General features: G+C 69.1%; 20 protein-coding genes and 1 riboswitch. Of the genes, 9 read left to right on the top strand and 11 right to left on the bottom strand.

Translation table 11 applies throughout. The annotated features are described in order from the left end of the window. Nucleotides 1-702, bottom strand: a complete 702-nt coding sequence (locus ACFOES_RS12770) for a COQ9 family protein (protein ID WP_377833678.1) — start codon at nucleotides 700-702, stop codon at nucleotides 1-3. A gap of 108 nt (nucleotides 703-810) precedes the next feature. Here ACFOES_RS12770 and rpsU point away from each other — a divergent pair, with 108 nt between their 5' ends. The 3 genes from rpsU to ACFOES_RS12755 all read left to right on the top strand — a co-directional run bounded on the left by rpsU (nucleotide 811) and on the right by ACFOES_RS12755 (nucleotide 3,039). Next, a complete protein-coding gene (rpsU, locus tag ACFOES_RS12765; protein ID WP_102225566.1) occupies nucleotides 811-1,017 on the top strand; it encodes a 30S ribosomal protein S21 in 207 nt (68 codons plus the stop codon). 297 nt (nucleotides 1,018-1,314) lie between these two features. Continuing rightward, the gene (locus tag ACFOES_RS12760) at nucleotides 1,315-2,634 is read left to right on the top strand and encodes a chloride channel protein (protein ID WP_377833677.1); all 1,320 of its coding nucleotides are present in this window, start codon (nucleotides 1,315-1,317) and stop codon (nucleotides 2,632-2,634) included. A gap of 15 nt (nucleotides 2,635-2,649) precedes the next feature. Then, on the top strand, nucleotides 2,650-3,039 hold the full coding sequence (locus ACFOES_RS12755; RefSeq protein WP_377833676.1) for a hypothetical protein: 390 nt from the start codon (nucleotides 2,650-2,652) through the stop codon (nucleotides 3,037-3,039). Nucleotides 3,040-3,209: 170 nt separating this feature from the next. Here ACFOES_RS12755 and ACFOES_RS12750 read toward each other — a convergent pair whose 3' ends face one another. Beyond that, nucleotides 3,210-3,668 carry an Lrp/AsnC family transcriptional regulator gene (locus ACFOES_RS12750; RefSeq protein ID WP_377833675.1) on the bottom strand — a complete coding sequence of 153 codons (459 nt, stop codon included), beginning with the start codon at nucleotides 3,666-3,668 and terminating at the stop codon, nucleotides 3,210-3,212. 137 nt (nucleotides 3,669-3,805) lie between these two features. On the opposite strand from ACFOES_RS12750, the gene ald reads away from it, so the two are divergent. Further along, a complete protein-coding gene (ald, locus tag ACFOES_RS12745; protein ID WP_377833674.1) occupies nucleotides 3,806-4,924 on the top strand; it encodes an alanine dehydrogenase in 1,119 nt (372 codons plus the stop codon). A 54-nt stretch (nucleotides 4,925-4,978) separates the two neighbouring features. Here the strand turns inward: ald and ACFOES_RS12740 are convergent, their stop codons facing one another. The 3 genes from ACFOES_RS12740 to metZ form a co-directional block, all read right to left on the bottom strand. Then, on the bottom strand, nucleotides 4,979-6,427 hold the full coding sequence (locus ACFOES_RS12740; RefSeq protein WP_377833673.1) for a TrkH family potassium uptake protein: 1,449 nt from the start codon (nucleotides 6,425-6,427) through the stop codon (nucleotides 4,979-4,981). Between the two features lie 172 nt (nucleotides 6,428-6,599). Next, the gene (gene folE2 / locus ACFOES_RS12735) at nucleotides 6,600-7,694 is read right to left on the bottom strand and encodes a GTP cyclohydrolase FolE2 (protein WP_377833672.1); all 1,095 of its coding nucleotides are present in this window, start codon (nucleotides 7,692-7,694) and stop codon (nucleotides 6,600-6,602) included. Between the two features lie 95 nt (nucleotides 7,695-7,789). Continuing rightward, nucleotides 7,790-8,971 carry an O-succinylhomoserine sulfhydrylase gene (metZ, locus tag ACFOES_RS12730; RefSeq protein ID WP_377833671.1) on the bottom strand — a complete coding sequence of 394 codons (1,182 nt, stop codon included), beginning with the start codon at nucleotides 8,969-8,971 and terminating at the stop codon, nucleotides 7,790-7,792. 52 nt (nucleotides 8,972-9,023) lie between these two features. Further along, nucleotides 9,024-9,102: riboswitch (SAM riboswitch) on the bottom strand. Nucleotides 9,103-9,273: 171 nt separating this feature from the next. On the opposite strand from metZ, the gene ACFOES_RS12725 reads away from it, so the two are divergent. After that, on the top strand, nucleotides 9,274-10,197 hold the full coding sequence (locus ACFOES_RS12725) for an alpha/beta hydrolase (RefSeq protein ID WP_377833670.1): 924 nt from the start codon (nucleotides 9,274-9,276) through the stop codon (nucleotides 10,195-10,197). 23 nt (nucleotides 10,198-10,220) lie between these two features. Further along, entirely contained in the window at nucleotides 10,221-10,928 is a 708-nt protein-coding gene (locus ACFOES_RS12720; protein WP_377833669.1) for a glutathione S-transferase N-terminal domain-containing protein, read from the top strand. 181 nt (nucleotides 10,929-11,109) lie between these two features. Here the strand turns inward: ACFOES_RS12720 and ACFOES_RS12715 are convergent, their stop codons facing one another. The 4 genes from ACFOES_RS12715 to ACFOES_RS12700 all read right to left on the bottom strand — a co-directional run bounded on the left by ACFOES_RS12715 (nucleotide 11,110) and on the right by ACFOES_RS12700 (nucleotide 14,760). Further along, entirely contained in the window at nucleotides 11,110-11,721 is a 612-nt protein-coding gene (locus tag ACFOES_RS12715) for an inner membrane-spanning protein YciB (protein ID WP_377833668.1), read from the bottom strand. Between the two features lie 205 nt (nucleotides 11,722-11,926). Next, entirely contained in the window at nucleotides 11,927-12,826 is a 900-nt protein-coding gene (locus tag ACFOES_RS12710; protein ID WP_377833667.1) for an EamA family transporter, read from the bottom strand. A 112-nt stretch (nucleotides 12,827-12,938) separates the two neighbouring features. Continuing rightward, nucleotides 12,939-14,063, bottom strand: a complete 1,125-nt coding sequence (gene ftsY, locus ACFOES_RS12705; protein WP_377833666.1) for a signal recognition particle-docking protein FtsY — start codon at nucleotides 14,061-14,063, stop codon at nucleotides 12,939-12,941. A gap of 58 nt (nucleotides 14,064-14,121) precedes the next feature. Continuing rightward, nucleotides 14,122-14,760, bottom strand: coding sequence for a lysoplasmalogenase family protein (locus ACFOES_RS12700; protein WP_377833665.1), 639 nt, complete (start codon nucleotides 14,758-14,760; stop codon nucleotides 14,122-14,124). Nucleotides 14,761-14,912: 152 nt separating this feature from the next. On the opposite strand from ACFOES_RS12700, the gene ACFOES_RS12695 reads away from it, so the two are divergent. The 3 genes from ACFOES_RS12695 to ACFOES_RS12685 all read left to right on the top strand — a co-directional run bounded on the left by ACFOES_RS12695 (nucleotide 14,913) and on the right by ACFOES_RS12685 (nucleotide 17,690). Next, nucleotides 14,913-15,962 carry an alkane 1-monooxygenase gene (locus ACFOES_RS12695; protein WP_377833664.1) on the top strand — a complete coding sequence of 350 codons (1,050 nt, stop codon included), beginning with the start codon at nucleotides 14,913-14,915 and terminating at the stop codon, nucleotides 15,960-15,962. Nucleotides 15,963-16,158: 196 nt separating this feature from the next. Then, a complete protein-coding gene (locus ACFOES_RS12690) occupies nucleotides 16,159-16,590 on the top strand; it encodes a hypothetical protein (protein WP_377833663.1) in 432 nt (143 codons plus the stop codon). Between the two features lie 119 nt (nucleotides 16,591-16,709). Further along, nucleotides 16,710-17,690 (top strand): threonine dehydratase, encoded by a 981-nt coding sequence (locus ACFOES_RS12685; RefSeq protein ID WP_377833662.1) that lies wholly within the window; start codon nucleotides 16,710-16,712, stop codon nucleotides 17,688-17,690. Between the two features lie 35 nt (nucleotides 17,691-17,725). Here the strand turns inward: ACFOES_RS12685 and thpR are convergent, their stop codons facing one another. Then, nucleotides 17,726-18,268, bottom strand: a complete 543-nt coding sequence (thpR, locus tag ACFOES_RS12680; RefSeq protein WP_377833661.1) for an RNA 2',3'-cyclic phosphodiesterase — start codon at nucleotides 18,266-18,268, stop codon at nucleotides 17,726-17,728. Beyond that, a complete protein-coding gene (locus ACFOES_RS12675) occupies nucleotides 18,265-19,401 on the bottom strand; it encodes an acetoin utilization protein AcuC (RefSeq protein ID WP_377833660.1) in 1,137 nt (378 codons plus the stop codon). Before ACFOES_RS12675 ends, thpR begins: the two co-directional genes overlap by 4 nt. Nucleotides 19,402-19,579 lie beyond the last annotated feature (178 nt).

Raw genomic sequence — 19,579 nt, 5'->3', positions numbered from 1 at the left:
TTATTGGCGGGAAGTGAATTGGCCCGGCAGGTCGCTCGGCGCGCCCTGCGGGGCGTGGATATGGGACAGAAGCCGCATCGGCCCGGCCAGCAGCCGGCCCAGCACCGGGTTGTCGCGCACCTGCGCCTTGACCTTCTCGAAGCGCATCACCTCGTCGATGCGGCGGTCGAGGAACTCCCAGGTCGCCTGATGGTCGGGGCTGTCGTCGCCCAGCCAATAGAGCACGGTCGAGCCGTAGACGCCCGACAGCGTCATCCGCTTGGTGTACCAGTTGATGTCGTCCGAGCTGTCGCCCAGCCTGCGCCAGATCAGGTCGGCGGTGCCCCACAGCGCCCTTGTGCCGTCGCCGGCATATTGCGGCAGGGCGAACAGCGTCATTCCGCGCCGCACCAGTTCGCGGTCCTCGATCGCCTCGAGCCGGAACCGCACTGCCGCCGCGATCCGGTCGCGGAAACGCATCTGGCTCAGGTCGGCCTCTTCCAGCCGGCGCACCATCTCGGCATCGCCGGCATGATGATAGGCCAGCGCCAGGTCGACGGCGCCGCGCGGGCACAGCGCCCGGGCCAGCGCCGGGTCAAGCTCGGACTCGGCCACCGCGGCCTTGAAGCTCACCTCGGTCCAGCCGTCGAAGGGCACATGCATCTTCGCCGCCTCCAGCAGCTTCGCCCTGTCGGCCGCCATCTTCTCTGCCGTCTCGGTCATCTCGCACTCCTTGCCTGCCGCCGACAGTAGACAAAGCCACCGGGCTTTGCTATACGGCCGCTTCCTGCAATCACGGAAACTCTAACTTAGGAAGGTGGTGACAACCACATGCAGGTGAGCGTTCGCGACAACAACGTCGATCAGGCCCTCCGGGCCCTGAAGAAGAAGCTCCAGCGCGAAGGCGTGTTTCGGGAAATGAAGCTGAAGCAGCATTTCGAGAAACCGTCGGTCAAGCGCGCGCGCGAGCAAGCCGAAGCGATCCGCCGTGCGCGTAAACTCGCGCGCAAGAAGGCCCAGCGCGAAGGTCTGCTCTGAGCGTCTTGCGAAGGCGACTCATCGGCGGGCCCGCCCGCCGTCGGACGACCCCCGGGGCCCCGCCTGCGGGGGTTTTTCGTTTCAATCTGTTACGGCCGGCGCGCTGCATCGCGGCGTAATGTCGCAGATTCGGGCCGGAACGGTCGGAAGCGTCAAGGATCGTTCACCCGAGCGTGAAGGGGGCTTGCACCTTTCTGCGCAAAGGGGCATCCGCAAGGGGACTTTTCTAAGGAGAGTGGAAACATGGGTGCGCGCAAAGCAACGCGGATCGGTTTGCTTCGTCGGTCCAAAGCGCTCATGGCCTCTCCCAAGCACTGGCGAACGCGGCTCATCTTCTGGCTCGGCGCCCTTGCCATCGGCGTCGTCAGCGCCGCCTTCGCCAGCCTCGCCGACAAGGCGTTCGAGCTGTTTTCGATGATCAGCGAGGGGTCGGGCTGGCATCAATGGGCGCCGCTGGTGCTGACGCCGCTGGGCTTCGTCCTCTGTGCCTGGCTCGCCGACCGCTACTTTCCCGGCTCGCAGGGCAGCGGCATCCCGCAATGCATCGCCACCCGCCACCTGCGCGACGAGGATCACCGCAACGGCTACCTGGCGATGAAGATCGTCTTCGGCAAGGTCGGCCTGACCCTGATCGGCCTGGTCTGCGGCGCCTCGATCGGGCGCGAGGGACCGACGGTGCAGATCGGCGCGGCGCTGATGCTGCTGGCCGGCCGCATCGGCGGCATGGCCCATGCCCGCGGCCTGATCCTGGCCGGCTCGGCCGCCGGCATCGCCGCCGCCTTCAACACCCCGCTGGCCGGCGTCGTCTTCGCCATCGAGGAGATGAGCCGCAGCTACCAGGCCCGGACCAACGGCGTCGTGCTGTCGACGGTCATCATCGCCGGCATCGCCTCGCTGGCGATCGTCGGCAACTACACCTATTTCGGCGTCAGCCACGCCACCGCCGCCTTCCCCGGCGACTGGCCGCTGGTGATCACCTGCGGCGTCGTCGGCGGCTTGCTCGGCGGCGCCTTCAGCAAGCTGGTCATCACCATCACCCACCGCATCCGGCGCTGGCGCCATGTCGGCCACGGCACCCGGGTCATCGTCGTCGCCGGCCTTGCCGGCTTCACCCTGGCCGCGATCGGCGTCGCCACCGGCGGGCTGACCTTCGGCACCGGCTATGCCCAGGCGCGCAGCGCGGTCGAGGGCGCCAGCCTGCCGGCCACCTTCTTCCTGGCCAAGTTCATCGCCACCATCGCCTCGACCGTCTCGGGCATTCCCGGCGGGCTGTTCGCGCCCTCGCTGGCCGTCGGCGCCGGGCTGGGCAGCACGCTGGGCCTGGTCTTCGGCGCCAGCGCGAGCCTGGCCGCGGTGCTGGGCATGGCGGGCTATTTCGCCGGCGTCGTCCAGGCGCCGATGACCGCCTTCGTCATCATCGTCGAGATGACCGGCAACCACTCCAACGTCGTTCCGGTGATGGCGGCGTCGATGATCGGCTACGGTGTCTCGCGCATGGTCTCGCCGGTGCCGCTCTACCACGCGCTGTCGCGGCTGTTCTTTGCCGACGCGCTGCGCAAGCGCCGCGCCAACCACGCCGAGCATGGCGAGCACGTCCCGCACGGCCACGCCGCCTGACGCCGCGGAGGAAACATGGACCGCGACCTGGAACACGAGATCGAGCAAACCCTGCGCGAACGGGCGCAGTATTTCTCGGCCCGCTGGTTCGGCCGCCTGTTCCGCGCCGAGCTGAGCCTGGCCGACACGTTCTGGGTCGGCATGTACGGCGTGCTGCTGGTGATCGTGCCAGGGATGTTCGCGCTGTCCTTCGCCGTCAAGATCTTCGCCCCGGCCGCGGGGGTGACGGTGTTCTCGGCCCTGGCGCTGGTGCTGGCCCTCTACTGGGCGGCGGCAACCCGCGCCGTGATCCTGACCGCCCGCCGCGCACCCGAGGCCGCCGGCGGCTGGCGCCGCGCCGCCGTGGTCTTCGCCGTGCTCAGCACGCTGGGGGCGTTCTTCGGCGGGCTGGCCGGCGTGCTGTAGCCCGAAGCCTTCGCCCGGCGGCAACGCCGGGCGGCGCCCGACCCTCCCCCCAGGAGGGCGCATTCTTGTGACAATCAAGGGGTTCAAGCCTCGAACGGGTCGAGGACGTTCCTCACAACAGCGCCGTCGCAAGCGCCCACCCAGGGTCGGGCGCCGCCCTCGTCACTCCCTCACACCGGGATCGCCGTGGTCCGGAACACCGTCCGCAGGGCGAAGGACGAATGCATCTGCGCCACGCCGGGCAGCCGCGACAGGTATTGGCGGTGGATGCGGGCGAAATCCTCGGTGTCCTGGGCCACGATCTTGAGCAGGTAATCCGCCGTCCCCGCCATCAGGTGGCATTCCAGCACGTCGGGGATCTTCGCCACCTGCCGCTCGAAGGCGTCCAGCAGGTCGTCGGCCTGGCCCTGGAGCGTGATCTCGACGAAGACCGTCGTCGGCCGCCCCATCTTGCGCTCGTCGAGCAGCGCGACATAGTCGCGGATATAGCCCTCGCCCTCGAGCCGCTGCACCCGGCGGTGGCAGGCCGAGGGCGAGAGGTTGACCCGCTCGCTGAGCTCGGAATTGGTCATCCGGCCAGCCTTCTGCAAGGCAGCCAGAATCCGGCGGTCGGTCGCGTCGAGTTCCATTTTCACGCAAGCTTCTTCGAAAGTTTCCGTTCCCTGTCGGTAATTCTACCACCGACAGGGGGCAAGACCATGGCAGTTTTCAAAGCAATTCGCGGCCAAGAGGTGCAGGATTGTCGCAGGGAATACGGAGGAGTGCCATGAAGATCGGTTGCCCCAAGGAAATCAAGCCGCAGGAATTTCGCGTCGGGATGACGCCCCATGCGGCGCGTGAAGCCGTGGCCGCGGGCCACGAGGTCGTCATCGAGACCCATGCCGGCGCCGGTGCCGGCTTCCCCGATGCCGATTACGTTGCCGCCGGCGCGAAGATCGTCGACACCGCCGAGGAAGTCTTCGCCGCGGCCGAGATGATCGTGAAGGTCAAGGAACCGCAGGCGGTGGAACGCAAGCGGCTGCGCGAGGGCCAGCTGCTGTTCACCTATCTGCACCTGGCGCCCGATCCGGCCCAGACCAAGGACCTGCTCGAGTCGGGTGTCACCGCCATCGCCTACGAGACCGTCACCGACGACCGCGGCGGGCTGCCGCTGCTGGCGCCGATGTCGGAAGTGGCCGGCAAGCTGGCGCCGCAGGTCGGCGCCTGGACGCTGCAGAAGGCCAATGGCGGCCGCGGTGTGCTGCTGGGTGGCGTGCCCGGGGTCGGCCCGGCCAAGGTGGTGGTGATCGGCGGCGTCGTCGTCGGTACCCATGCCGCCCGTGTCGCCGCCGGCATGGGCGCCGAGGTCACCGTCCTCGACCGTTCGCTGCCGCGGCTGCGCTATCTCGATGACGTGTTCGGGCGCGAGTTCCGCACCGCCTATGCCAGCGCTGGCAACAATGCAGAGCTGGTGGCCGAGGCCGACATGGTGGTCGGCGCGGTGCTGATCCCCGGCGCGGCGGCACCCAAGCTGGTGAGCCGCGAACAGCTCAAGACGATGAAGCCCGGCGCGGCGATCGTCGACGTGGCGATCGACCAGGGCGGTTGCTTCGAAACCAGCCACGCAACGACCCACGAGGATCCGATCTACGAGGTCGAGGGCATCATGCATTACTGCGTCGCCAACATGCCCGGCGCCGTCGCCCGCACTTCGACCATCGCTCTGGGCAACGCGACGATGCCGTTCATGATGGCGCTGGCCAACAAGGGCTGGCGCCAGGCCTGCGAGGACGATCCCCACCTGCTCGCCGGGCTCAACACCCATGCCGGGCACCTGACCTATTACGCGGTCGGCAAGGCGCTCGGCATCGACGTGATGTCGCCGTCGCTGGCGCTCAAGTCGTAAGGCCACCACTCATGAAAACCGCAGGCGCCCGGCCCCGGCCGGGCGTCTTGCATTTCAGGCCTTCCAGAATTTCGGCACCACCAGCACGAAGACCGACAGAAGCTCCAGCCGCCCGGCCAGCATACCGAAGCTCATCGCCCATTTCGCCGGCCAGGGAAACGCGTCCATCGCCCCGGTCGGCCCCACGGACGGCCCGAAGGCCGGGCCGATATTGAAGACCGAGGTCCAGGCCGCCGTCAGCGCCGTCTTCGAGTTCAGCCCGGTGAAGGACAGGAACACCGCCACCACCCCGAAGGTGACGATGAAGGCCGAGAACAGCACGATCACCGAGTTGATGATATCCTCGCTCACCTGCCGGCCTTCCAGCCGCACCGGATGGACGGCATTGGGGCTGAGGATGCGGCGCAGCTGCGTCTTGATCGCCTCGAACAGGATCAGGTAGCGGAAGATCTTGATCGAGCAGCCGGTGGACGCCGTGCAGCCGCCGATCATCCCCACCATGATCACCACCATGAACGGAAACGGCCCCCACAGCCCGATATCGACGCTGGTATAGCCGGTGCCCGAGAAGATCGTCACCACGTTGAAGGTGGTCTCGCGCAGCGTGGTGAAGAAGGGCGCGCCGCGGTCGAGGATCTCGTAGGCGGTGATGGCGGCGATGGCATAGGCGTTCCAGCGGATATAGGCCCGCACCTGGATGTCGCGCCAGAGCGGTTGCCAGTGGCCCGCGGTCAACTGGACGAAGCGGATGAACGGCATCGAGGCCAGCAGCATGAAGGCGGCCGAGGCATATTCCGCCGGGCCGATGAACAGCGAGAACGACTTGTCGGAGGTCGAGAAGCCGCCGGTCGAGATCGTCGTCATGGCGTGGACGATGGCCTCGAAACTGGTCATGCCGAGGGCGAAATAGGTGGCGGCGCAGGCGACGGTGAGGCCGAGATAGATGCGGATCAGGCCGGTCGAGATGTCGAGCGCCCGGGGCAGGATCTTGCCCAGCGTGTCGAAACCTTCCGAGCGGAAATACTGCATCCCGCCGACCTTCATCACCGGCAGGAAGATCATCGCCACGATGACGATCCCCAGCCCGCCCAGCCATTGCAGGATGCCGCGCCACAACAACGTGCCGGCGGGCATCTGGTCGAGCCCGACGAAAACGGTCGAGCCGGTCGTCGTCAGCCCCGACATCGCCTCGAAATAGGCGTCGGTGAGGCTGGCGCCGGGGGCGCCGAGCATGAAGGGCAGCGCGCCGAAGAACGGCAGCGTGACCCAGACCCCGGTGGTCAGCAGGAAGCTCTGCTGGATGGTCAGTCCGCCGGTGACGCCGTTGGCGCAGGCCAGCGCCAGCGCCCCGCCGGCCAGCCCGGTGATCAGCGCGCATTTCAGGAAGACCGGCCAGTTGCCGTCGCCCTCGATCAGGTCGGCGAGGAACGGAAACAGCATCATCGCCCCCAGGGTGGCGACGAGCAGGCCGATGACATATCCGACAGGGCGAAGATCAAACATCCGACGCAGGGATGGCCGCAGCTCACGATCCTGTCAAGTTGGCACGGCGCCGCCTGCGACCACAGGGCGGCAATCGCCGGCGGTTGGCACGGTTCGTGCACGGCGTCGCGTCAACGCTCGCCGCAATCCGCGACGATAGATGGGCGAAGGAATTGAACGAAGACCTGCCGCCTCAGCCCGGGTGATGCAGCGTCGCGAACAACCGGGGATCGAGGCTTTCGGCCGCGAAGGTCTCGCCCTCGGTCAGCAGGCTGACGGCGTCGTGGCTGTGCAGGCTTTCCTGGTGGCTGGCCACGACCCGGAAATCGCCGATCCGCGGGTCGCCCTGCAGCCGGTCGCAGAACAGCCGCGCCGCGTCCTCGACGAAGATCGGGTTTGCGGCATTGAGTTCGGCAAAGGCCTGTTCGTCCTCGCGCTTGACCATCACCTGGGTTTCGGTCGGCACCGCCGCGCGGCAAAGGTCGATCAGATCCTCGAACCACAGGCAGGGCTGATCCTCGGCCATCACCACCGAGATCCGCGCCACCGAACGCTGCGAATGCGGCGTCGCCAGCTGGCCGCGCTCCATCCGCGCATGCTCGCTCAGTTCCAGTGAACAGGGGCAGGTCGAGCTGTAGACATAGTCGAGATGCATGATCTTCTTGCGCTGCCCAGCCCGCTCGACCAGTTCCAGCGCGATATCGTAATATTGGTAGCCTTCCAGCCCAGAACGTAGGGATTTCACCCTCACAGGAAAGGAAAACCGCATCTGGATACGGGCATCGAAGCTTTCCAGGTCGGCCTTGTAGTCGTCCAGCGCCCCCTCGATCACCTCGAAACTGAACGTTCGTTCGGCATGGCCGTAGAAGCTGCGCATGATCCGGCTCATGTTGATGCCCTTCTTCTCGGCATCGAGGCTGACCGTGCCGGTCACCGAGGTTTCCAGCGTCAGATCGCCGTTATCGCGGGTGTGATAGCGGATCGGCAAACGGAAATTCGAGATCCCGACATGCTGGATCGGCCGGCGGGCGCCGCGGATCAGGCTCGCCGGGCCGTTCTGCAGGTCGGGCAGCGTGGCGCGATAGGCGCCGTCGGCCTCGAACCCGTGCGGATAGTCGCGGCTCAGCTCGGGATAGGAATTGCGCCCGATCAGCGCCCGCGCCTCGGGACCGAGCTGGGCCAGCCCCGCGGCCCCGGCGGTCTCGGCGAAACGGCGCAGCACCTTGAGGGCCCGTTCGGCCTCGTCGCGGTCGGGCTCCTGCTCCAGCCCCGGCGTCTGAATGGTCATCGCGCGTCTCCTTGCCGTGTCGGCGGCATGCTCCAATGTGGGGCCGCTGACGCATAAGTCCAGCCTTGTGACCGATCTACGCTGGAAACGACGCTTCAGATCACATCCAGCGCCCCCTTGAGATCGGCGATCAGGTCGGCGGTGTCTTCCAGACCGATCGACAGCCGGATCAGCCCCGGGGTGATCCCCAGTTCCGCCTTCTGCGCGTCCGGCAGGCGCTGGTGAGTCGTCGTCGCCGGATGGGTCGCGATCGAGCGCGCGTCGCCGAGGTTGTTCGAGATCGTGAAGATCTCCAGCGCGTTGAGGAAACGGAAGGCCGCCTCCTTGCCCGCCGCGATGTCGATGGTCACCACCGTGCCGCCTGCCGACATCTGGCTCTGTGCCAGCGCGTGCTGGGGATGCGAGGCGAGGCCGGGATAGATCACCCGCGCCAGCCGGTCGTCGCCCTCCAGCACCGCGGCGATGGCCAGCGCGCTGTCGGCCATCGCCCGGCAGCGCAGGTCGAGGGTCTGGAGGCCGTTCAGCATCAGCCAGGCGGTGAACGGGCTCATCGAGCCGCCGGTATGCTTCATGTAGGGCTCGACCGTCTTGCGGATGAATTCCTTGGTGCCGCAGATCACCCCGCCCAGCGCCCGGCCCTGGCCGTCGATATGCTTGGTGGCCGAGTAGACGACGACATCGGCCCCCATCTCGACCGCGCGCGAGAAGACCGGGGTGGCGAAGACGTTGTCGACGACGACCGTGGCGCCGACACCATGGGCAATTTCCGCCACCGATTTCAGGTCGACCACTTCCAGCGTCGGGTTCGACACGCTTTCAAGGAACACCGCCCTGGTGTCGGGCCGCATCGCCGCGCGCCACTGGTCGAGGTCAGTACCATCGACGAATGTCACCTCGACCCCGAAGCGGCCGAGCACATCCTCCAGCACATAGAGGCAGGAGCCGAACAGCGCCCGGGCCGAGACGACGTGGTCGCCCGCCTTCAGCATCGAGGTCAGCGCGCCCGAGACCGCCGCCATGCCCGAGGCGGCGGCGAAGGCGCATTCGGTGCCCTCGATCGCGGCGACGCGGTCCTCGAACATCCGCACCGTCGGGTTGCCGTAGCGGGCATAGATGAACTCGTCCTCGCCCGACTTGACGAAGCGGGCCTCGGCCTGCTCGGCGCTGTCATAGGCGAAGCCCTGGGTCAGGAAGATCGCCTCGGCCATCTCGCCATACTGGCTGCGCCGCGCCCCCGAATGGATGAGTTTCGTCCGTCTGTTCCAGTTGTCCGACATCTCGACGCCCTTCCCGCGCAAAGAAAAACCCCCACCGCGAAGAGGCGTGGGGGTGCTGTCGTCCCGAACCTCTTTAGCGGCTTGTTTAACGTGGCCCGCAATCCGGTGAACAAATCGCCACGTCCCTCCGCTACGCCTCGAATCACTCCACGTCAAGCATGGCCACCCGGTTTTCCAGGCAGGTCAGGCAAGGGTGTCACGCGACGGTTACGCCAGCTTCACGCCGGTTTCGCATCGCGACGCTACCGGTTTCACACCCATATCGCACCGCCGGGGGACCGAGCAGGAAAGGACCTGCGGCCATGCCGCTGATCGCCGTCAACGCCATTGCCGACGCGCCGGTCGCCGCCGAATCCCGCCCCCTCGATGCCGTGCTGGCCGGAGCCCTCGCCGCCCTGCCCGCCGGCGCCCCGATCATGGTCATGCTGCACGGCTTCCGCTTCTCGCCCACCGTCATCGGACAAAGCCCGCACAGCCATATCCTGTCCCTCGAACCCGATCCGCAGTGCTGGAAGGCGCTGTCCTGGCCGCGCCACCTCGGTTTCGAGGGGGCGGCGCAGGAAGGCCTCGCCATCGCCTTCGGCTGGGAGGCGCGCGGCACGCTCTGGCGCGCCTATGACGAGGCGGCGCTGGCCGGAAGGGCGCTGGCCACGCTGCTGAACCGGATCGCGGCGCTGGCCCCGGGGCGCCGGGTCGGCGCGCTGGCCCACAGCCTCGGCGCCCGGGTGCTGCTGCAAGCCCTGCCCCATCTCGACAGCCCGGCCGTCGACAGCGCCGTGCTGCTGGCGGCGGCCGAATTCCGGTCCCGGGCCGCCGCCGCGCTGGCCAGTCCCGCCGGCCGCGCCGTCGAGATCGTCAACGTCACCAGCCGCGAGAACGCGCTCTACGACCTGATGATCGAGACGCTGATCCCGCGCCCCCGCGACCGCACGCTGGGGCGCGGCCTGCCCGGGCCGTCGCGGCGCTGGCTCGACCTGCCGCTCGACCACGCGCCGACGCTTGCCGCCCTTTCCGGGCTCGGCCATCCCGTCGCGCCGCCCGGCCGCCGCGCCTGCCACTGGAGCACCTATCTGCGCCCCGGCGTCTTCGGCCTCTACCGCGCCCTGCTGGAGGGCGAACTCGCGCTCGGGGCCCTGCGCGCCGCGCTGCCCACCCCCGCCAACACGCCGCTGCGGCGCCGCGACCGCCCCGCGCCCTTGCCGCCGGCGCAGGATGCCCCAGTATGATCGGGACCGATCAGGAGCCCGACATGACCGACCCCATAGACCTCTATTACTGGCCCACGCCGAATGGCTGGAAAATCTCCATCGCGCTGGAAGAGATGGGCCTGCCCTATCGCCTGCACCTGGTGAATATCGGCGCCGGCGCGCAATTCGCGCCCGATTTCCTCAGTATCGCGCCCAACAACCGGATGCCGGCGATCGTCGATCCCGCCGGCCCGGACGGCGCGCCGATCTCGATCTTCGAATCCGGCGCCATCCTGCAGTATCTCGCCCGCAAGACCGGCCGGTTCTACGGCACTACCGAGCGCGACCGGATCGCCGTCGAACAATGGCTGATGTGGCAGATGGGCGGCCTCGGCCCGATGGCGGGCCAGGCGCATCACTTCCTCAAATACGCCCCGGCGATGGCGCCGCCCAACGACATCCCCTACGCCAAGGATCGCTACCGGGGCGAGGTCGCCCGGCTCTACGGCGTGCTCGACCGGCAACTGGCCAAAGCGGAATTCGTCGCCGGCGACTTCGTCTCGATCGCCGATTTCGCGATCTGGCCCTGGGCCTCGCTCTGGGAAGGCCAGCAGCAGAGCCTTGACGACAAGCCCCACATGGCGCGCTGGCTCGCCACCATGGCCGCCCGCCCCGGCGTCCAGGCCGGCCGCGCCCTGGCAGCCGAGAAACGCGGCGACATCGCCGCCGACCGCAAGGCGCAAGGCGTGCTGTTCAAGCGCGCGGACTGAGCCAGCCAGACAGCCTGACGGAGACGAGGACCAAGCCCCTCCCGTCCCTTTCGGCTCGGAAATATCCTCGGGGGTGAGCAGGCTTCCCAGAAACGCTCCGCTGGAGCGTTTCGCCTGCGAACGGGCGGAGCCCCGGGTCTCCGACGCGAAGAGGGGCAGACAGCCCCTCGCTCCCAGTTCCTCAGGCGTCGTCGCCTTCCTGCTCCTCGATGCCGTAGTCGCGAAACACCCGCCCCTGTAGCATGAAGAAGGCGAAGATCGCCGCGGTCAGGCCGAAGGTCTTGAAGGTCACCCAGGCCTCGGTGCTCATCGTCCGCCAGATCACCTCGTTGAGCACGGCGAGGCCGAAGAAGAAGGCGGTGACCCGCCGGGTCAGGATCATCCAGCCCTCGTGTTCGAGCGGCACCACCTCTTCCATCACCACCCGCAGGTAGGACTTGCCGCGCAACAGCCCGGCGCCGAGGATGCCGCCGAACAGCAGGTAGATCATCGTCGGCTTCATCTTGAAGAAGCGGTCGTCGTTGAGCCAGACCGACAGCCCGCCGAAGATCACCACCAGCACGACGGTGGCAATCTGCATCTTCGACAGATGCCCGGTCAGGCGCCACAGGATCGCGGTCGAGAGCACCATCAGCGGGATGAAACCGGCGGTGACCAGGATGAAACCGTCGTAATCGGTGCCGGCGATCAGGAAATGCTGGCCCTTGAGCTTCAGGTAACCGACGAAGAAAGCCAGGATGGGGCCGAATTCCAGCACCATCTTCAGGATCGGATTGATCTTGCGTCCCGCCATCTACGGTTCTCCTGTCGCTTCCCGGTCAATGCCGCCAAACGCCGGGCCATGCAAGCCACGACGCCGCGACCTCTCCGCGCGCCCGCGCCCGGAACGCGCCTGCGACGGGTATATTTCGGCCCGGAAGAAAGCCAGGGCGCAGGGCATCTTCTTCTTTGTCCAAATACTCCCGGGGGTCCGGGGGGTAGACCCCCCGGCCTTCCCGCTAGCCCGCCAGTTCGACCAGCACCGCCCCGCTGGCGATCAGCGCCATCAGCACCAGCCGGCGCGGCCCGACCTTCTCCTTCAGCACCACCCAGCCGATCAGCGCGGCGAAGACGGTCGAGGTCTCGCGCAGCACCGCCGCCTCGCCGACCTTGTCGAGCCGCGTCGCCATCATGATCGAGCCGAAGCTGAGCCAGGCGACCACCGCCCCCAGCACGCCGCGCCGAACCAATGGCACCATCTCGGACGAGGGCAGGCTGCGCCAGCGGCGGTGGGTGTAGACCGGCATGAACAGCCCGTCGATGAAGAAGAACCAGGCCAGGAAGGTGAAGGGATCGGCCGTCGACCGGATGCCGTAGGCGTCGTAGGTGGTGTAGAGCGCGACGAAGGAACCCGTCGCCACCGCCAGCCCCAGCGCCGGCACCAGCGTCTCGCGGCCGAGATCGACATGGCGCAGGTTGTAGGCCGCCAGGCCGAAGATGCCGGTCAGCAGCACCGCGACGCCGCCCCATTGCCCGGCGGTGAAATGCTCGCCGAAGATCAGCATCGCGCCGAGGACGGCAAAGAGCGGCCCGGTGCCGCGCACCACCGGATAGACCACGGTATAGGCGCCGCGCTGATAGGCCATCGCCTGCAGCAGCTTGTAGCCGACATGGATGACGAAGGCGCCGGCGAAGATCGGCCACATATGCGGCTCGGGCCAGGGCACGACGAACAGCGCCAGCGGCGCCGAGAGCAGCCCGTAGCTGGCGTCGATCGCGGCGCGGCTGAGCCAGGGATCGTGCCGGCCCTTCTGCAGCGCGCCGAAAATGGCGTGCAGGAAGGCGGCCATCAGGGCGAGGACCAGCGCCGCGGTATGGCCCGCCGGGGTGCCCTCGATACTGGCGATGAAGGCACTCATGAAACGCGACAGAGCTCCTGGTCAATGGCCGGGGGCTTCGCGCCCCCGGACCCCCGCGGGATATTTTCGCTGAGAGGAAGAAGGCAGATGCCAGCCCGGCTGCCGGGCGCGCTCATGCCTCGACGCCGGTCAGGGCGCGGGCGAAATCCTCCGGGTCGAAGGGCTGGAGGTCGTCGATCTGCTCGCCGACGCCGATGGCGTGGATCGGCAGGCCGAAGCGGTCGGCCAGGGCGACGAGGACGCCGCCGCGGGCGGTGCCGTCGAGCTTGGTCATGACGAGGCCGGAGACATCGGCCAGCTTCTGGAAGGTCTCGACCTGGCTGAGCGCGTTCTGGCCCGTCGTCGCGTCGAGCACCAGCAGGGTGTTGTGCGGCGCCTCGGGGTCCTTCTTGCGGATCACCCGGACGATCTTGGCCAGTTCCTCCATCAGGTCGGCGCGGTTCTGCAGCCGGCCGGCGGTGTCGATCATCAAGAGGTCGGCGCCCTCTTGCTGGGCCCGGGTCATGGCGTCGAAGGCGAGGCTGGCGGGGTCCGAGCCCTCGGGCGCGGTCATCACCGGCACGCCGGCGCGCTCGCCCCAGACCTGGAGCTGCTCGACGGCGGCGGCGCGGAAGGTGTCGCCGGCGGCGATCACCACGGTCTTGCCGGCGGCGCGGAACTGGCTTGCGAGCTTGCCGATCGTCGTCGTCTTGCCCGAGCCGTTGACGCCGACCACCAGCACCACCTGCGGCTTGGAGGGATAGAGCGGCAGCGGCTTGGCGACCGGCTCCATGATCCGGGCGATCTCGTCGGCCAGCGCCTGCTTGATCTCGTTGACCGAAAGGCGCTTGCCATAGCGGCCCTCGGCGAGGTTGGCGGTGACGCGGACCGCCGTCTCGACCCCCATGTCGGACTGGATCAGCAGCTCCTCGAGGCTTTCCAGCATGTCGTCGTCGAGAACCCGACGCGGGCCGGTATCGCGGCCGATCATCCGGCCGAGGATGCCGGGCCGGGCCTCGGGCTTCGCCTCGGGGGCGCTTGGGGCCGCTGCGGGGGCGGCGGGCGGCGGCGCGGGTTGCTCCGGCTCTCGCGGCGCTTCGGCGGCGGGCGCGGGCGCGGGCGCGGGCGCGACCTCCGGCGCCGGCGCCTCGGCTTCGGCGGCCTCCTCGGCGCCTTCTTCGACCAGGCTTTCGAGGCCCTCTTCGAGCTTCGAAGAGGTCTTGAACATCCGATCCTTGAGTTTCCTGAAGAAAGACATCGCTGATCCCGTGGTCGCGGGCCGGGCCCGGTTCCCCCTGACCTAATCCTTCCGCGCGTCAGAGGGAAGAGGCCAGCGCCACCCCGCCGAGGCCGATCAGTGCCTGCCCCGACCAGTAGGCGGCCCAGACCGCGCGCGAGAGCAGGCGCGAGGGCCGGTCGGGGCGGAGGAAGATCTCGATCGCCAGCAGCAGATCGGAGGCGAGGAACAGGATAGCGCCGAGCAGCACCGGCCAGGCGGCGACGGGCAGGGCGAGGGCGGCAAGGGCCATGGCGCAGATCACCACGACATAGCCCCGGACGGGCCAGCGCAGGGCACCGGTGCGCGGGGCGAGCCAGACCTCGGTCGACAGCCCCAGCGCCAGCACCGCCAGCGCCGGCCAGAGCGGCGGCAGGCCGGTGGCGGCGCTCAGGAAGGCGGCGGCATAGGCGAGGTGGCCGGCGGCGAAGGCGCCCATGCCGGCAAGGAAGGCGCGGTCTCCCTTGCGCGACAGCGCGAGGTCGCCCAGTGCGCCGAGGGCGAGGCCGGCGGTTATCGCCGGCGGCGCGCCGAGCGTCGCGGCGGCAGCAGCCAGCGCGAGGGTGGACAGGGTCTTGGTGGCGGATTTCGTCGCCGAGACCTCCTGCCAGCAATAGCTGATCCAGTAGACCAGCGCCGACAGTGCCCCGGGAAGGGCGAGCAGCAGCCCGGTGCTCATCGCCGGCTCCGCGGAGGCTGCGCCGCCACGGCAGCACCGGAAAGCCGTCTTGCCCGTGCCATCATTCCCTGCTTCCCTTCCGTCCAAGCCCGTTGCCGGGGCAGCTTGCCCGGAAAACGCGGCGCAGGGAACCGCCGGATGCGAGACGACCGATGACGCTGTTTGCCGTGGTGACATTGCTGCCCCTGCCGCTGCTGCTGGCCGGCGCGACACTGGGCGGGCTCTGGGCGCTGGCGGCGCTGCTCTACATCACCGTCATCGCCTTCCTGCTCGACCAGTTCATCGACCTCGCCGACGACGGCGAACTGCCCGAGGGCGCCGAGTTCCCCGCTGCCGACCGGCTCTCGGTGGCGCTGGCCGTGGCGCATTTCGGCCTGCTGGCACTGGGCGTCTGGGCGGTGTCGGGCGGCACCGGCATCGGCTGGGGGGCGCGGCTGGCTTGCTTCTTCGCCTTCGGACTGTTCTTCGGCCAGGTCAGCAATTCCAACGCCCATGAGCTGATCCACCGCGCCGACAAGCGGCTGTTCCGGCTGGGGATGTGGGTCTATATCTCGCTGCTTTTCGGCCATCACACCTCGGCCCATCGCCATATCCACCACCGCTACGTCGCCACCCCGGACGACCCCAACAGCGCCGAGGCGGGCGAGAGCTTCTATGCCTTCCTGCCGCGGGCCTGGACCGGGTCCTTCATCGCCGGCTACGAGATGGAGCGGGCGCTGCGCCAGCGGCTGGGGCGCAAGGGGCTGCACCCTTACCTGCTCTACCTGGGCGGGGCGGCGCTCATCATCCTCGCCGTGGCGCTGGTCTTCGGCTTGCCGGGCCTGATCGCCTATCTCGCGCTGGCGGGCTATGCCCAGGTCCAGCTGCTGCTGTCGGATTACGCCCAGCATTACGGGCTGAGCCGCGCCCGCCGCCCCGGCGGCAAGCCCGAGCCGGTCGGGCCCGGCCATTCCTGGAACGCGCCGCACTGGTTCACCTCGGCGCTGATGCTGAACGCGCCGCGCCATTCCGCCCATCACGCCCATCCGGGCCGGCCCTACCCGGCGCTCGACCTGCCCGCCGGCGGCGCGGCGCCGATGCTGCCCTACAGCCTGCCGGCGATGGCGACGATCGCGCTCTGCCCGCCGCTGTGGCGCAGGATCATGGACCGGCGGCTGGCGCGCTGGCAGGCGCGGAGCGCGAAAGTCCCGGCCGCGGAGTGAGCGGTGAGGCCGGGGGGCTGTCTGCCCCCCGGAGCCCCCCGAGGATATTTGTGAGCAGAAAGTGGGCGGAGAGGGGCGCACCGCCGGGGCGGACGCGACTGCGCTCTGGCCTGAAGGACCCAAATCTGCAAGGCTGGAAGGGAAGGCCGGGCCGCGGCCTGTCGGGCGCGGGCCGGCGCAGCCGGAGGGACGACCCATGCGCAGCCTTGCCCTGACCATGCGCAGCCTTGCCCTGACCTCGGTTGCGGCCCTGATGCTGGTGCCGCTGGCCGCAGCTGCAGGCGACAAACCGATGAGCGCGGCCGAGTTCGATGCCTATTCGCAGGGCAAGACGCTCTACTACGCCATCGGCGGCAAGCCCTACGGGGCCGAGCAGTACCTGCCGAACCACCAGGTGATCTGGGCCTTCCTCGGTCAGGAGTGCCGGCGCGGTCACTGGTACGAGGACAAGGGCCAGATCTGCTTTTCCTACGAGAACAGCGGCGACGGACCGCAATGCTGGACCTTCTTCCCCGAGGCCGGTGGGCTGCGGGCGCATTACATGGGCCCCGACAGCGGCGGCGATCTGGTCGAGGTGCGTCAGAGTTCCGAGCCGCTGCACTGCCCCGGCCCGGCGGTCGGGGTGTAGCGGGCGGATTGCAGCGAACGGGACCTGGCGGACATGCTGTGACGCGCGGTCCCGATGCCCGGCCTTGACCTTCGCGGCGCGGGCGGTGAAGCCTTGGGCACTGATGAAGGAGCTCACCGATGACCGCCCCCTATTTCACCCGTGACGACCTGGCCGCCGCCGCCGATCTGGTCCATGGCCAGATGGCGCCGACGCCGCAATATGCCTGGCCCCAGCTTCAGGCCAAGCTGGGCGTCAAGGTCTGGGTCAAGCACGAGAACCACGGCCCGACCGGCGCCTTCAAGGTGCGTGGCGGCATCACCTTCATCGACTGGCTCAAGCGGACCCACCCCGAGGTTCCCGGCATCATCACCGCGACGCGGGGCAATCACGGCCAGAGCCAGGCCCGCGCCGCCACCGCCGCCGGGCTGCGCGCCGTGGTCTACGTGCCGCACGGCAACTCGGTCGAGAAGAACGAGGCGATGCGCGCCTTCGGGGCCGAGCTGATCGAGTTCGGCGAGGATTTCGACACCGCCAAGGAAGAGGCGATGCGGGTGGCCGAGGCCGAGGGGCTGTTCGCCGTCCCGCCCTTCCACCGCGAGCTGGTGCGCGGGGTGGCGACCTATGCCTACGAGTTCTTCAGCGCCAAGCCCGACCTCGACACCGTCTACGTGCCGATCGGCTGCGGCTCGGGCATCTGCGGCGTGATCTCGGCCCGCGACGCGCTGGGGCTGAAGACCAAGGTGGTCGGGGTGGTCAGCGAGCAGGCCCAGACCGCGAAACTGTCGGTCGAGGCCGGGCATCTGGTCGAAACCCAGACCGCGCGCACCTTCGCCGACGGCATGGCGGTGCGGGTGCCGGTGGCCGAGGCCTATGACATCTATTCCAAGGGCGCCGAGCGCATCGTCGCGGTCTCGGAGGCGGAGGTGGCGGAAGCGATCCGGCTCTACTACCGCGCCACCCACAACCTCGCCGAAGGCGCCGGCGCCGCGCCGCTGGCGGCGCTGATGCAGGAGCGCGACCGGCTGCAGGGCAAGGAGGCCGGGGTCATCCTGACCGGCGGCAACATCGACGCCGACTGGCTGGTGACGGTGCTGCAGGGCGGGGTGCCGCAGGTCTGAACCGGCGCCCCGGCCCGCAGGCCCGTAGCCGACGCTCAGCCGCCGAGCGGATAATGCACCAATGCGCGGTGATGCGCCCCCTTGGGCGACAGCCGCGACTCGTAGAGCACGAAATCCATCACCGAAAACGGGCCGGAGCGGAAATCCGCCACCTGCACCACGGCATGTTCCAGCCGCGGCGCCTCGACCGCCCCCGGCGCGAAGCGGGCCAGGGTGACATGCGGGGTGTAGCGGCGGTGATCTGGCTCTGCTCCGGCACGACGGGCGGCAGCGGCGATCCGTGCCTGCAGCGCCAGCAGCTCCGGGCTGGGCGCCACCCCGGCCCAGGCGACGCGCGGCCGGGCGCCGCCGAACAGGCCGACGCCGGAGAGGGTGAGCTCGAACGGCGCCCCCTCGACCGCGCAGAAGGCCTCGTGGACCGCCTCGAGCCCGGCATCGTCGAGATCGCCGAGGAAGACCAGCGTCAGGTGCAGGTTCTCCTCGGGCACCCGTCGCGGCAGCGGCAGCATCAGTTGCAGCGCGGCCAGCGCCGACCGCTGGGCCTCGGGCAGGGATATGGCGGCGAAGGCGCGGGTCATCGCGCGGCCAGCGCGGCGAGGCGCTGCCGGATCTCGGGACGCACCGGCCCTTCGCGCGGCGGATCGGCCAGGGTGGTGAACCATGCCTCTTCCGGCGCCCGGCGCCGGTGCCAGCCCAGCCCGCGCAGCACCGTCTCGGCCTCCGCCGGCAGCCACTCGGGCAGCTCCTCGCCCGCCAGCGTGGCCCAGACCCCGGCCCAGCAGCGTCCGACCGACCACGGGTTGTAGCCGCCGCCGCCCAGCACCAGGAAACGCGGGGCGAGATCGCGCAGCGCCGCCACCACCGCGCGGTGGGCGTTGTTCGACAGGGCGAGGCGCGACAGCGGGTCCTCCTCGACCGCATCCGCGCCGCATTGCAGCACCACGGCGTCCGGCCGGAAGGCGGAAACCCGCGGCAGGATCAGCCCCTCCAGCGCCGCCCGCATCTCGCTGTCGTTGAAGCCGCGCGGCACCGGCAGGTTGAAGCAATTGCCGCCGCCGTCCTCCTCCAGCGCCCCGGTGAAGGGCCAGCGCCGTTCCTCATGCACCGAGATCAGCAGCGTCTCGGCATCGCCGGCGAAGGCCTGCTCGACCCCGTCGCAGTGATGGGCGTCGATATCGACATAGGCGATCCGGCCGACGCCGAGGCGGCGCAGGGCCAGCATCCCCAGCACCGGGTCGTTGAGATAGCAGAAGCCGTTGGCGCGGTCGGGCAGCCCGTGATGGGTGCCGCCGCCGGGGACATAGGCCACGCCGCCATGACGCAACAGCTCGGCCGCCAGCATCACCCCCCCGGCCGAGGTTGCCGGGCGCCGGAACATCTGCGGGAAGACCGGGTTCGAGACCGTCCCCAGCCCGTGACGGTCGCGCACCGCCGCGCTCACCGCCCCCGCGGCCTCGGCCGCCTGCAGCGCGGCGATGTAGTCCGGGCTGTGCCACAGGGTCAGCGCCGCCGGCTTGGCACGCGGGCTGGTGCGGTAGCGGCCGGGCCCGAGCCAGCCCAGCGCACGGGCCAGGTCGATCACCGTCGAGACCCGCGGCACCCGCAAGGGATGGGCGCCGCCATAGCTCGAACGGCGATAGATTTCGGAGCCGATGAAGACCGGCCCCGCCGTCTCGGCCCATCCCTTCTCGCCCTGTCGCTGCACCGCCATCGCGCCCTCGATCGTCCGTTCCGGCCCCAGCTTGCGGCCCGCGTCTGGCCGGGTAAACCCCGCCCGCCGACCGACCGTGCGCCTTTCGGAATCAATTTCGCGCAAAACGGGCCCGATCCCCCGGGATTTCGCGCAAATCCGTTGAGTTTGGGCGCCGAAACGCCTATTATTACCCTAG

The sequence above is a fragment of the Acidimangrovimonas pyrenivorans genome, from assembly GCF_042643245.1.
In the GTDB taxonomy this organism is placed as follows: domain Bacteria; phylum Pseudomonadota; class Alphaproteobacteria; order Rhodobacterales; family Rhodobacteraceae; genus Acidimangrovimonas; species Acidimangrovimonas pyrenivorans.
The sequence above is the reverse complement of the archived record's forward strand: the minus strand, read 5'-3'. Positions and strand labels throughout refer to the sequence as shown.

Excerpts from the sequence above, each read along its gene's own strand:
- ACFOES_RS12770 (WP_377833678.1), bottom strand. The coding sequence starts at position 702 with ATGACCGAGACGGCAGAGAAGATGGCGGCCGACAGGGCGAAGCTGCTG.
- rpsU (WP_102225566.1), top strand. The coding sequence starts at position 811 with ATGCAGGTGAGCGTTCGCGACAACAACGTCGATCAGGCCCTCCGGGCC.
- ACFOES_RS12760 (WP_377833677.1), top strand. The coding sequence starts at position 1,315 with ATGGCCTCTCCCAAGCACTGGCGAACGCGGCTCATCTTCTGGCTCGGC.
- ACFOES_RS12755 (WP_377833676.1), top strand. The coding sequence starts at position 2,650 with ATGGACCGCGACCTGGAACACGAGATCGAGCAAACCCTGCGCGAACGG.
- ACFOES_RS12750 (WP_377833675.1), bottom strand. The coding sequence starts at position 3,668 with ATGGAACTCGACGCGACCGACCGCCGGATTCTGGCTGCCTTGCAGAAG.
- ald (WP_377833674.1), top strand. The coding sequence starts at position 3,806 with ATGAAGATCGGTTGCCCCAAGGAAATCAAGCCGCAGGAATTTCGCGTC.
- ACFOES_RS12740 (WP_377833673.1), bottom strand. The coding sequence starts at position 6,427 with ATGTTTGATCTTCGCCCTGTCGGATATGTCATCGGCCTGCTCGTCGCC.
- folE2 (WP_377833672.1), bottom strand. The coding sequence starts at position 7,694 with ATGACCATTCAGACGCCGGGGCTGGAGCAGGAGCCCGACCGCGACGAG.
- metZ (WP_377833671.1), bottom strand. The coding sequence starts at position 8,971 with ATGTCGGACAACTGGAACAGACGGACGAAACTCATCCATTCGGGGGCG.
- ACFOES_RS12725 (WP_377833670.1), top strand. The coding sequence starts at position 9,274 with ATGCCGCTGATCGCCGTCAACGCCATTGCCGACGCGCCGGTCGCCGCC.
- ACFOES_RS12720 (WP_377833669.1), top strand. The coding sequence starts at position 10,221 with ATGACCGACCCCATAGACCTCTATTACTGGCCCACGCCGAATGGCTGG.
- ACFOES_RS12715 (WP_377833668.1), bottom strand. The coding sequence starts at position 11,721 with ATGGCGGGACGCAAGATCAATCCGATCCTGAAGATGGTGCTGGAATTC.
- ACFOES_RS12710 (WP_377833667.1), bottom strand. The coding sequence starts at position 12,826 with ATGAGTGCCTTCATCGCCAGTATCGAGGGCACCCCGGCGGGCCATACC.
- ftsY (WP_377833666.1), bottom strand. The coding sequence starts at position 14,063 with ATGTCTTTCTTCAGGAAACTCAAGGATCGGATGTTCAAGACCTCTTCG.
- ACFOES_RS12700 (WP_377833665.1), bottom strand. The coding sequence starts at position 14,760 with ATGAGCACCGGGCTGCTGCTCGCCCTTCCCGGGGCACTGTCGGCGCTG.
- ACFOES_RS12695 (WP_377833664.1), top strand. The coding sequence starts at position 14,913 with ATGACGCTGTTTGCCGTGGTGACATTGCTGCCCCTGCCGCTGCTGCTG.
- ACFOES_RS12690 (WP_377833663.1), top strand. The coding sequence starts at position 16,159 with ATGCGCAGCCTTGCCCTGACCATGCGCAGCCTTGCCCTGACCTCGGTT.
- ACFOES_RS12685 (WP_377833662.1), top strand. The coding sequence starts at position 16,710 with ATGACCGCCCCCTATTTCACCCGTGACGACCTGGCCGCCGCCGCCGAT.
- thpR (WP_377833661.1), bottom strand. The coding sequence starts at position 18,268 with ATGACCCGCGCCTTCGCCGCCATATCCCTGCCCGAGGCCCAGCGGTCG.
- ACFOES_RS12675 (WP_377833660.1), bottom strand. The coding sequence starts at position 19,401 with ATGGCGGTGCAGCGACAGGGCGAGAAGGGATGGGCCGAGACGGCGGGG.